The organism is Amycolatopsis acidicola (assembly GCF_007713735.2).
Lineage (GTDB): Bacteria > Actinomycetota > Actinomycetes > Mycobacteriales > Pseudonocardiaceae > Amycolatopsis_E > Amycolatopsis_E acidicola.
In genome coordinates this window covers 1-11,563 of the sequence record NZ_VMNW02000042.1, presented here as the reverse complement: position 1 = coordinate 11,563, position 11,563 = coordinate 1, and the positions used below count along the sequence as shown (strand labels likewise).

The following is an 11,563-nucleotide window of genomic DNA, read 5'->3' as shown; positions in this document are numbered from 1 at the left end:
TCCGATCAAAAGTAGGCGGATACGGTCCGCAGCCGAACTGCCGGAGGAAACCCATTTCCGCCGTGGCTGTGGTCGGATTGGTAAACAACGGCGCAGTAAGCGTTTTTCCGCCATTGTGAGCGCGCTCCTGCTCGCGGGCGGGCTCGCCGCTTGCGGTCAGTCCGGCGCGCAAGGACAGCTGACTCTCACCCTGGGGGACCAGGCCAACGGACTGCAGACCCTGATGACCGCCGCGCACGTCCTCGACGGCACCAACTACCAGGTCAAATGGGCCGAGTTCCAGGGCGCCGCGCCGCTGTTCCAGGCGATGCAGGGTGGGCAGGTCGACACCGGCACCGCCGCGGACCTGCCGACGCTGCAGGCGATCAGCGGAAAACTGCCGATCAAGCTCGTCAGCGCGCTGCAGGGCTCGGGCGCGGGCACCGCGATCCTGGTGCGCGGCGACTCGTCCGTGCACTCGGTCGCCGATCTCAAGGGCAAGACCGTCGTCGTGTCGTCCGCGCGCGGCAGCGTCGCCGAATACCTGCTCGCGAAAGTGTTGCAGGACAACGGGTTGAAGTTCTCCGACGTCACCGTGCAGTACGTGCTCCCGACCGCCGCGCAGGCCGCGTTCAACTCCGGGCAGACCGAGATCTGGGCGACCTTCGACCCCTACCACTCGATCGGGCTCGCCTCGGGCGGGCGGGTGCTCGTCGACGGCACGCAGGGCCGTGTGTCGGGCGTCGGGTTCATCTCGGCCGCGGAGTCCTCGCTCGCCGACCCGGCGAAGAAGGCCGCGATCACCGACTTCCTGCAACGCCTCACCCGCGCGGAAGCGTGGGCGACGGCCAACCCGGACCAGTACGCGCAGGTGTACGCGAAGACCAACAGCGTGGCGCCGGACATCGCGAAGAAGGTCGTCGAGCACGGCCAGACCGCCGCCGGCCCGGTGACGCCGCAGGTGGTCACGACCGTGCAGGGCGTCGCGGACCTCATGCACGGCATCGGCGCGCTGCCCACGGACGTGCGCGTCGCCGACGTCACCGACACCAGCGTCTACCACTGAGCGAGGAGTTCCCCAGGTCATGCCGGTCGAATTCATCAGCGCCGTCAACCCGAACCGCGCCTCCGACACCGACCCCGGCGCCACCGGGCTCGATGTCGAGTACGCGCGCCACTACGCGCACGTCCTCGACGACGGCGGCTTCGACTACACCCTCGTCGCCTACCACTCCTCGTGGCCCGACGCGACGCAGCTGGCGCAGTTCGTCGTCGCCAACACCGAGCGGATCAAGCCGATGCTCGCGCACCGCCCCGGCGTGGTGTTCCCGACCAACGCCGCCCGCACACTGGCCACTTTGGACCAGATCGCGCGCGGCCGCCTCGCCGTGCACATCATCTCCGGCGGCAACGACACCGAGCAGCACCGCGAAGGCGACTACCTCACGAAAACCGAGCGCTACGAACGCTCCGACGAGTACATCCGGATCCTGCGCCGCGCCTGGCACGAGCCGGAACCCTTTTCCCACGAAGGAAAGTACTACCGGTTCGAGGACTTCCGCTCCGACGTGCGCCCGTACCAGGACACCATCCCGGTCTCGGTCGGCGGCTCCTCGGCGGACGCGTACCGGGTGGGCGGGCAGCAGGGCGACATCTTCGGCCTGTGGGGCGAGCCGCTCGCCGAGACCAGGCAGCAGATCGCGGCGGTGCACGCGATCGCCGACGCGGCCGGGCGCCCGCGGCAGCGGATCTGGGTGTCGTTCCGGCCGATCGTCGCCGCCACCGACGAGCTGGCGTGGGAGAAGGCGCACCGGATCCTGGACCGGGTGAGCCGCACGCATCAGGCGCGGGCCGCCGCATCGCACTACCCGGCCAAAGGGCAGGGCAGGCCGGCCAACGTCGGTTCGCAGCGCTTGCTCGACGTGGCAGGCAAAGGCGAGCTGCACGATCGTGCACTGTGGACACCACTGGTGACGGCCACGAACGCGGCAGGCAGTTCCACGGCGCTCGTGGGCAGCTACGAAACCGTCGCGAAGGCGTTGCTGGACTACGTGGACATCGGGTGCGAGCTGCTGTCAATTCGTGGCTACGACCCGCTCAACGACGCCATCGACTACGCGCGCTACGTGGTTCCGTTGGTGCGTCAGGAACTCGCGAACCGCCGGGAGCCCGTCCATGCGTAGAACCGCCGCGCTGCTGGCGGGTGTCGTGCTGCTGCTGACCGGATGCGCCACCGGCGGCGCGTCCGGCGGCACCACGATCGTCCTCGGTGACCAGCAGGGCACCCTGCAGACCCTGGCGAACGCCAGCCACGCGTTCGACGGCACCGGCTACACCGTGAAGTGGGCCGAGTTCCGCAGCGGCGCCACGCTGTTCCAGGCCATGGGCGCCGGTCAGGTCGATGCCGCCTGGGCCGCCGACCTGACCACGCTGCAAGCGCTTTCCGGTGGCCTGCAGGCGAAGCTGGTGGGCGCGATCCAGGGCGACGGGTCGAACAGCTCCCTGATGGTGCGGGGGAACTCGCCGATCCGCACTGTCGCCGACCTCAAGGGCAAGGACGTCGTGGTGTCCTCCGCCCGCGGCGGGATCGCCGAATACCTGCTCGCGAAAGTGTTGCAGGACAACGGGTTGAGCTACCGCGACGTGCACGTGCGCTACCTCGCCTTCGCCGACGCGCAGGCGGCGTTCGCGTCCGGGCAGATCGACGCGTGGGCCACCAACGGGATCTACGCGGAAACGGCGAAGAGTCAGGGCGGGCGCGTACTCGCCGACGGACGTGACGGCCGGACCAGCGGACTCATGCTCGTCTCCGCCCTGCCCGCCGCGCTCGACGACCAGGCCAAGAAGACCGCGCTCGGTGACGTCCTCAAGCGGCTCGGCACCGCGTATGAGTGGGCCGGCGCGCACCAGGCCGAGTACACCTCGCTCTACGCCACGGCGAACAAGATCCCCGAAACCACCGCGTCCGTGGTGGTCAGCCAGGGCCAGGGCGTCGTCGGCCCGGTCACGCCCGCGGTGACGGGCACGATCCAGTCGGTCAACGACCTCATGACCTCCATCGGCGTGCTGCCCAAGGCTGTCACCGTGGCGCCGCTCGTGGACGGCGCCGTCTATCCCGCGCAGTAAGGAGAACCCCATGGCTGTCGAATTCGTCGGCATGATCGGCGCTAGCTACTACAGCGAAACCGCGCGGCCGGGAGGGCCCGCGGTCGACCTCGGCTACCTCAAGAAGTTCGCCAGAGCGTACGACGAAGGCGGTTTCGACTGGACGCTCGTGCCGTACGCGTCCGCGTCCCCCGAGGCGACCCAGCTGGCCGCCACGGTCCTGGGCCGCACCGAGCGGCTCAAGGTCATGCTCGCGCACCGGCCCGGGGTCGTGTTCCCCACCAACGCCTCGCGGCTTTTCGCCACACTCGACCAGTTGTCGGAAGGGCGGCTGGGCATCCACTTCCTGGCCGGGGGCAACGACACCGAGCAGCGGCGCGAGGGGGACTACCTGGCCAAGGACGACCGGTACGCGCGGGCGGGCGAGTACATCCGCATCCTGCGGCGCGCCTGGGCCAGCTCCGAGCCCTTCGACCACGACGGCACCTACTACCGGTTCGAGAACTACTCGTCGTCCGTGCTGCCGGTCAATCGCGGCCTGACCGTCTCGGTCGGCGGGTCCTCCGAGGCGGCGTACAAACTCGGCGGCGAGGAGGGCGACGTGTTCGGTCTCTGGGGCGAGCCGCTCGCCGAGACCGCGCAGCAGATCGCGTCGGTGAACGCCTACGCCGATGCCGCCGGCCGTCCACATCCGCGGATCTGGGTGTCGTTCCGGCCCATCACCGCCGCGACGGACGAGCTCGCGTGGGAGCGGGCCGGGCGGATTCTGGGCGGTATCAAGGGGAACTACGTCCCGAAGTCGGTCAACACGGCCGCGCCGCAGAACGTCGGCTCCCAGCGCCTGCTCGACGTGGCCGCGAAGGGCGAACGCCACGACCGTGCATTGTGGACTCCGACGGCCTCGGCAACGTCCGGCGCCGGCAGCTCGACGGCGCTCGTGGGCAGTTACGAGACGGTCGCGAAGGCGTTGCTGGACTACGTGGACATCGGGTGCGAGCTGCTGTCGATCCGCGGTTACGACCCGCTGAACGACGCCGTCGACCTCGCCCGGTACGTGCTTCCGTTGGTGCGCCAGGAACTCGCCCATCGCCGTGAGCCCGTTCATGCGTGATGTCGCGTCGCGGCTCGCCGACAGGCTGCCCGCGGACCGGCTGCTGCTCGACGACGACAGCCTCCGCGCGCACCGGCACGACCGCTCAGGCTGGGAGCCCGCGGGGCTGCCGTCCGCGGTGGTCACACCCCGCAGCACCGCCGAAGTGCAGGCGGTGCTGGAAGTCGCGAACGAGACCGGCACGCCGGTCGTGGTGCGGGGCGCGGGCACGGGACTTTCCGGCGCCGCCACGGCGACCGCCGGGGAACTGGTGCTGTCCACCGCGGCGCTCAACGCCATCACCGAGCTGTCCGCCGCCGATCAGCTCGCGGTCGTGCAACCCGGCGTGGTGACCGCGGAACTCGATCGCGCGGCGGGGGAGCACGGCCTGCGTTACGCCCCGGACCCTGCCAGCGTGGAGATTTCCACCATCGGCGGCAACATCGCGACGAACGCGGGCGGCCTGCGCTGCGCGAAGTACGGCGTGACCCGCGATTCGGTGCTGGGACTGGAAGTCGTGCTCGCGGACGGGCGAGTCGTGCGGACCGGGCGGCGCACGGTCAAGGGCGTAACGGGCTACGACCTCACCGGGCTGTTCGTCGGTTCCGAAGGCACGCTCGGCGTCGTCACGTCGGCCACCGTGCGGCTGCGCCCGGCGCCGGCGGAGACCGCGACCGTCGCCGCTTTCTTCGACAGCGTCGAGAAAGCCGCCGCGGCAGTGGGACGGTTGCGGGTGCAGCCCGCTATCGCGGAACTGCTCGACGCCGACGCGCTCGAAGCCGTCGACGCCGCGCAGAACACGTCCTTCCGGGCAAGGGGTGCCGCGTTTCTGCTGGTGCAGACAGACGGGCACGGCGCGGGCGCGGAAGCGGAACTCGTGCGTGCGGATCTCGCCCCGCTGGCCACCGGCGTCGAGGTCACCACCGACCCGGCGGTCGCGGGCGAACTGCTCGCCGCGCGCCGCTTCGCGTTGCCGTCCCTGGAAAAGCAGGGCCGGGTGCTCATCGAGGACATCGCCGTGCCGCGGGCGCGTCTGGCCGAGGCCGTCGCCGCGATCGCCGCGATCACCCGGCGGCACGGCGTCACCGCCGCCACCCTCGCCCACGCCGGGGACGGCAACCTGCACCCGATCTTCGTGATCGACCGCGCCGCCGCCGAGATCCCCGAAGCGGTGTGGGCCGCCGCCGGCGAGGTGTTCGAGACCGCGCTGCGCCTGGGCGGAACGCTGACCGGCGAGCACGGAGTCGGTGTCCTCAAACGAAAGTGGCTGCCCGGCGAACTCAGCCCGGACACGCTGGCCCTGCACCACTCGGTCAAGCGGCTGTTCGATCCGCGGGGCATTCTCAACCCCGGCAAGGCTATCTGACCCTGGCCGACGCGAGGCAGGCGGCGGCCAGGGAGGGGTGTTCGAACGTCGGCGTGCCGATCTAGCCGGGGGCGATGGCGTTGCCCCGGATCCGCGGGCCGAGTGCGACCACCTCGTCACCCGCGGCCGTCACCCTTCCCACCAGTGCCCAGCCAAACCCGGGCCGGTGCCGTCCGGCCGGGATGACGCGGAGCTGCCTCGGTCTTCACGCCGGCCCCGAACTCACTGGTAAGGACATTTCCAGTAACTGTAAATGGCATTACCGTAAAACATAACAATCTTACCAACCTCAGCGAGTACGGCTCGGTAATATTGCGAGTCGGCCATCCAGGCTGCTAGCGTCTGCCTCTCAGTCCGCCTGACCACGGCGGACGCACTGGATCACGGTCACGGGAAACCGTGGCGCCCGCGGTAATTTCCCAGCATTTTCCCAGCACGGCCGACAGCAGTTCACCCGCACACCGGAACACGAAGATCAACCAGTGCCGCCGGACCGTTACCCGGCAGGGAAACGTCGATTCGGCCACGGCTATCCGCTCACTTCAACGACGAATGCGTCCGGAGGGCCCCGTGAGTTCGACCTCCTCATCCCCCGCGGCCGGGAGTCCGTTCGGCAGTGCCGGCTGGACCCCGCGCCTCGTCCTGTCCCTCATCGCCATCCTGTGCCTGGTCGAAGCGGTGGCGTTCGCCTACGTGGGCACCACGACGGCGCTACCCCAGATCATCGAGCACTTCCAGACCACGCAGGCCGGCTGGCTGCTGACCGCGTACGCGCTGGTCGGCGCGGCGTCCGCGCCGTTGTTCGGCAAACTCGCCGACCTCTACGGCAAACGCAGGCTCGTGCTCGTCTCCCTCGGCCTGGCCGTGGTGGGCGACGCGCTGGCGGCGATCGCGCCCGCGTTCTGGGTGATGGTGCTGGGCCAGGTGCTGCACGGCTTCATCTCCGCGTGCATGTTCCTCGGCTATTCGCTGATGCGCGACGTCTACCCGAAGAAGCTGGTGCCGTTCAGCGCGAGTCTGTCGATCACCGGCGCGGGCATCCTCTCCATCGGCGCGCCGTTCCTCATCGGGTACCTCATCGACCACTTCGGGTTCCGCTCGGTGTACGTGTTCGACCTGTGCTGGGTGGTCGTGATGGGCGCGGTGATCGTGCTGACCACGCCCGAGTCGCCGCTGCGGCGCCCGGCGCGGGTGGACATCGTGGGCGCGGTGCTGCTGGCCGCCGGCCTCACCTCGATCCTGCTCGGTGTCAGCAAAGGCCAGGAATGGGGCTGGGGTTCCGGCCGCATCATCGGGCTGTTCGTGCTCGGCCTGGTACTGCTCGGCGTCTACGTGTTCTTCGCGCTGCGGATCCGGGAGCCGATCCTCAACCTGCGGCTCCTCGTCCGGCGGACGATCCTGTTCGCCGTGCTGACCGGCGGGGTCGCCTACGGGCTGAACCCGTTGAACCAGACGCTGCTCGCCCTGATGGCCCAGACGCCGCGGCAGCTGGGCGGCACCTACGGGCTGGGCTACTCGGCGAGCCGGTACGCGCTGATCACCGGGCCCTTGGCGCTCGCGAGCGTGCTGTGCGCCGTCGCGGTCGGGCTGCTGATCCAGCGGACCGGCGGCCGGATCATGATGTACATCGGGCTGGGCCTGTCCACCGTCGGCGCGGCGTTCCTGACGTTCCAGCACGACACGTTCGGCGGCCTGCTCACCGGGGCGCTCATCCTCGGCGCGGGGACCGGGTTCGCGCTGGCCGCCATGCCGAACCTGATCATCGTGGGATCGCCGGCGGCGGAACAGGGTTCGATGTCCTCGGCCGGCGAGCTCAGCGCAGGCCTGATCGGCGCCGCCACCCCGATCATCGCGTTCGCGATCATGACTCCCAGCGCGATGTCCCCGCTGCCGGGCGTGCTCATCTACAGCGATTCCGGGGTCACGACCAGCCTGGTGGTCTCGGCCTGCATCGCGCTCGGGACACTGCTCATCGGCGCGCTCTTCCTGCGCGCGCGAGGGCGCGAGGGCACCGAGGAACGCGAGTTCACACCGGTCCAGGAAGGCGCGGCCCCGGCGTGAAAAGCTCGGCGCCGCGGCCCTTCCGGCCGCGGCGTCCGGCTTCGTCTCAGAGCAGGCCCAGCTGCTCGAGATCGGTGATGTACTTGACGATCAGTTCGGCGTCGAGGTGCGGGATGTCGCCCTCGGCGCCGATCTTGTCCGCCTGCACGGTCTTCCGGAACTCGGTCGCCGGTGCCACCCCGCCCCGCAACGGTTCGGCCGGCTGCTCGTAGGCGTGCAGCAGCGGCAGCAACGAGTTCCGCCGCTGCGCTTCGGGCAGCTCGCGCAGCGCCTTTTCGAAGCGGCGCAACCAGTCCTGGTAGTCCTCGACGCGGTCGACGGGGTAACCCGCTTCGACGAGCCAGTCGACGAACGTGTCGAGCGAGATCTCGTCGGCGTGCGGGTTGAGGACGTGATAGGTCCGGTAGCCCTCGGTGTGCCGCGCGCCGATGGTGTTGACGGCTTCGGCGCTGAAGTCCGCGGGCAGGCCGTCGTAGTGCGCCTTGGGTGCGGCTCCGTCAGGACCCGTGCGGTAGAAGGACTTCGGCGCGACCCCGGTGGCGACCAGGCTGAGCATCAGCCGGGTGAACATGTCCGGCACGTTGAGCTGCCCGGTGTAGCGGCTGTGCGTGAGGATCATGTCCGAACGGAACACCGCCACCGGCAGCCCGCACCGGTCGTTGGCTTCGCGCAGCAGCACTTCGCCTGCCCATTTGCTCATCGAGTAGCCGTTGGCGTAGTCGTCGTTGCGCCGCCGGACCGCGCTCAGCTCGCGGATGTCGGCGATCTCGTCGAACCTGCCCGGCTCGACCTGGTCGGCGACGCCGATCGTCGAGACGTTGGTGAACGGCTTGAGCTTCCGGGTGACCGCCAGCCGGATCAGCTCCGCGGTGCCGACCACGTTGGGCCCGAACAGCTGTTCGTAGGGGAGCACGTGGTTGACCAGCGCGCCGGGGTGCATGATCACGTCGACCTCGTCCGCGAGCCGCGCCCAGGTTTTTTCGTCCAGGCCGAGGCCGGGTTCGCCGAGGTCACCGGCGAGCACTTCGAGGTGCTTCGCGGCCAGCTCACGGAAATGCCGGATGAGTTCGGCGTCCCCCGTGTCGAAGGTCGAGTCGAGGCGCTGCCACGCCGCCGCGTCGTCGGCGCCGCGGACGATGCACACGAGTTTCCCGCCGTGCTGGGCGAACCGCTCCAGCCAGTCGATGCACATGAACCGGCCGAGGTAGCCCGTGGCGCCGGTCAGCAGCACCGTCTTCGGCTCCCCCTCCGGGCGGGGCAGGCTCGCGGCCGCTTCGATGGTCTCCGCGGGGAGGAACTTTTCCAGGCTCAGATCGGTGGCCCTGATCTCCGTGGCGTCCTCACCGTGCACCGAGGCGAACGTCGGCCGCCCGCCCTCCGCGGAGCGCTGCGTTTCGACGTAGTCCGCGATCGAGCGCAGGTTCGCCGCGGGGCTGATCAGCACGCCGACCGGCACCTCGACGTGGAAGATTTCGCCCAGCAGCTTGGAAAACGTCAGCGCCGACAGCGAGTCGCCACCCAGGTCGGTGAAGTGCGCTTCGGCGTCCAGGTCCGAACTCGAGCAGCCGAGCAGGGCCTGCGCGGCGCGCGTGATCGTCTCGTAGACCGGCTGGCCGGGGCCGCCACGGCGAAGCGCGCGCAGTTCTTCGTTCTGGCTGCGGGAAAGTTCGGTGTACAGCTCCTCGAGCCGCTCGCCGTAACGCTCACGAAGCCTGGGGCGCAACAGTTTCCGGATGTCGGAGAGCAGCCCGTTGGCCATGGTGAACGGTTCGGTCTCGACCAGGAAGTCGCGCGGGATCTCGTACGACTCCAGCCCGGCTTCACGCGCCGTGCGCTGCAGCGCGTCGGCCAGCATCGTCTTGAGCTCGGACGGGCTGCCCGCCTGCCGCACCGCGCTTTCGGCGGGCACGATCACCGCGAGCAGGTAGGGCCGGTCCCCGCTGCCGTAGGCGTAGATCTGGCGGATCAGCGGGTTCGCGGTGAACACGGACTCCACTTTGGACAGTGTGACGAACTCGCCCTGTGACAGCTTCTGCACGTTGTTGCGCCGGTCCACGTACACCAGCCGGCCGGGGCCGGTCAGTGCCATGATGTCCCCGGTCTTGTAGAACCCGTCCTCGTCGAAGACCGAGGCGGTGACCTCCGGGCGGTTGTAGTAGCCCGGGAACATGTTCACGCTCTTGAGCAGCAGCTCGCCCCGCGGGTACGGCCGGTCGGTGCCGTAGTAGCCCAGTTCCGGGACGTCCACGAGCTTGTACTCGAGCACCGGCGGGCTCTTGACCTCGTCGTCGAACACCGCCATGCCGAACTCGGTCGCGCCGTAGCCCTCGCTCAGCGGGATCCCGAGGCAGGACTCGGCGAAGGACTTCATCTCGGGTGAGATCGGCGCGCTGCCCACGAGCGCGCTGGTGACCCGGCCACCGAGGAACCGCTCCCGCAGGTCGGCCTTCACCGCGGCGTCCAGCTCGGACTCGTCGGCGAACTCGCGCTCGCGCCGGTCGAGTTCGCTTTGGTACTCCTGGAAAAGCATGTCGAAGATGCGTGGCACCGCGAACAGTTCGGTGGGCCGCGCGAGGCCGATGTCCTCGAACAAGGTCGACAGATCGCTCTTCGCGGTGAAGTGGTTGAGCCCACCGCGGCCCAGCGTGGCGGCGATCGTGGTGCGGCCGAACATGTGACTCATCGGCATGTAGCTGATGGTGATCGCCGGGACGTCCTCGGCGGTCGGCAGCTCCCCGGTCCAGTACTTGCGCAGCATCGACTCCGGATACATCGCGCCCTTCGGCGCGCCCGTGCTGCCGGAGGTGTAGATCAGCAGCGCGAGTGGATCCTCGCCGGGCGCGGGTTCGCGCGGAGACGCGGCGGGCAGGGACTTCCCGTGTTCGAGCACCTCGTCGAGCGTGCGCACGGTGATCCCGGCGTCCGCGAGGCGCCCGGCGGCGGCCGTGAAGGTCTCGCGCTCGTCGTCGACCTCGGGGTGGTAGTCGAAGACCAGCAAGCGGGGCCGTGCCGGCGACTTCGTCGCGAGCTCCACCGCTTTGTCCAAATAGGACGGACTCGCCGCGAGCAGCCGGGGCGAGGTCTCGTCGACGATCTCCTGCAGCTGGGCCACGGCCGCGCTCGGCTGCAGCGGCACGGAAACCGCGCCGAGATACGTCGCCGCGAGGTCCAGCACCTCGTAGTTGCTGCTCGTGAAGCCGATCGTGGCCACGAAATCGCCCGCCACGATGCCCGCGTCCGCCCAGTCGGCGGCCACCTGCTTCGCCTGCGTCCACAGTTCGCCGTAGGTGCGGGTGGTGAACTCGGGCAGCAGGCGAAGCGAGCCGCGGCCCGAGGCCGGATCGGTGACCAGCTCCGTCTTGCGCTCGGCGGTCGCCGGGCGGTCGGCGTACCCGGCCATGATGCGCTCGACCGTCTGCGCGAGCCCGAGACCCGGTTCGCTCGCCGCCGCTTTGACTGCCTCGTCCGGCAGCTGCGCGGTGAACTGCGGATCGGTCTCCCGCAGCTTCGCCTTCAACCGCGCCGCGCGCTCGTCCTCCCACTCGGGTGCCGCACCCACGTTCCCTCACCAGCTTTCGTAGTCGCTTGCCGCCTCCATTAGTTGACTGTACTGACAAGTAATTAAATGCGGTTGGTGATCGAGGTGTGACAATCAGCTCCGGCCGGAGTGGCTCGCGATGTCTTGACCGACCGCGAGAGGACCACTACGTTGCGCCATTTCTTAGGCCGGTTGGCGTAGCGATGGGGTGCATTCGGGCGTATGGGGTTTTCCGGGCGTGGCTGGCGGCGACGGTGAGGTGGCGGCGACGGTGAGGTGGCGGCCGGGGCGGCGAACATGCGCGCGAGGGAAGGGTGAACTCCCCGCCGGAGCCGGGCGCCGGGGCCGGGGCCGGAGCGGGACTGGCGCCGGAGCGGGAGCCGGGGCCGGAGCGGGGGCCGGAGCGGGAGCCGGAGCCGGAGCC

7 protein-coding genes are annotated in these 11,563 nt (G+C 69.6%); 6 read left to right on the top strand and 1 reads right to left on the bottom strand.

Annotated elements, in window-relative coordinates:
* The first annotated feature begins 115 nt into the window (after positions 1-115).
* From FPZ12_RS25270 to FPZ12_RS25245, 6 genes are all read left to right on the top strand, one after another.
* The gene (locus tag FPZ12_RS25270; protein ID WP_166462900.1) at positions 116-1,045 is read left to right on the top strand and encodes an ABC transporter substrate-binding protein; all 930 of its coding nucleotides are present in this window, start codon (positions 116-118) and stop codon (positions 1,043-1,045) included.
* Between the two features lie 19 nt (positions 1,046-1,064).
* Complete coding sequence (locus FPZ12_RS25265) at positions 1,065-2,162, top strand: LLM class flavin-dependent oxidoreductase (protein WP_150980497.1); 1,098 nt, start codon at positions 1,065-1,067, stop codon at positions 2,160-2,162.
* A complete protein-coding gene (locus tag FPZ12_RS25260; RefSeq protein ID WP_144761016.1) occupies positions 2,155-3,105 on the top strand; it encodes an ABC transporter substrate-binding protein in 951 nt (316 codons plus the stop codon). Before FPZ12_RS25265 ends, FPZ12_RS25260 begins: the two co-directional genes overlap by 8 nt.
* 10 nt (positions 3,106-3,115) lie before the next feature.
* A complete protein-coding gene (locus tag FPZ12_RS25255; RefSeq protein ID WP_144761019.1) occupies positions 3,116-4,195 on the top strand; it encodes an LLM class flavin-dependent oxidoreductase in 1,080 nt (359 codons plus the stop codon).
* Positions 4,188-5,540, top strand: coding sequence for an FAD-binding oxidoreductase (locus FPZ12_RS25250; protein ID WP_144761022.1), 1,353 nt, complete (start codon positions 4,188-4,190; stop codon positions 5,538-5,540). Before FPZ12_RS25255 ends, FPZ12_RS25250 begins: the two co-directional genes overlap by 8 nt.
* Positions 5,541-6,110: 570 nt before the next feature.
* Positions 6,111-7,601 (top strand): MFS transporter, encoded by a 1,491-nt coding sequence (locus FPZ12_RS25245; RefSeq protein ID WP_166462899.1) that lies wholly within the window; start codon positions 6,111-6,113, stop codon positions 7,599-7,601.
* A 46-nt stretch (positions 7,602-7,647) separates the two neighbouring features.
* Here the strand turns inward: FPZ12_RS25245 and car are convergent, their stop codons facing one another.
* Entirely contained in the window at positions 7,648-11,160 is a 3,513-nt protein-coding gene (car, locus tag FPZ12_RS25240) for a carboxylic acid reductase (RefSeq protein WP_208026000.1), read from the bottom strand.
* Positions 11,161-11,563: the final 403 nt, after the last annotated feature.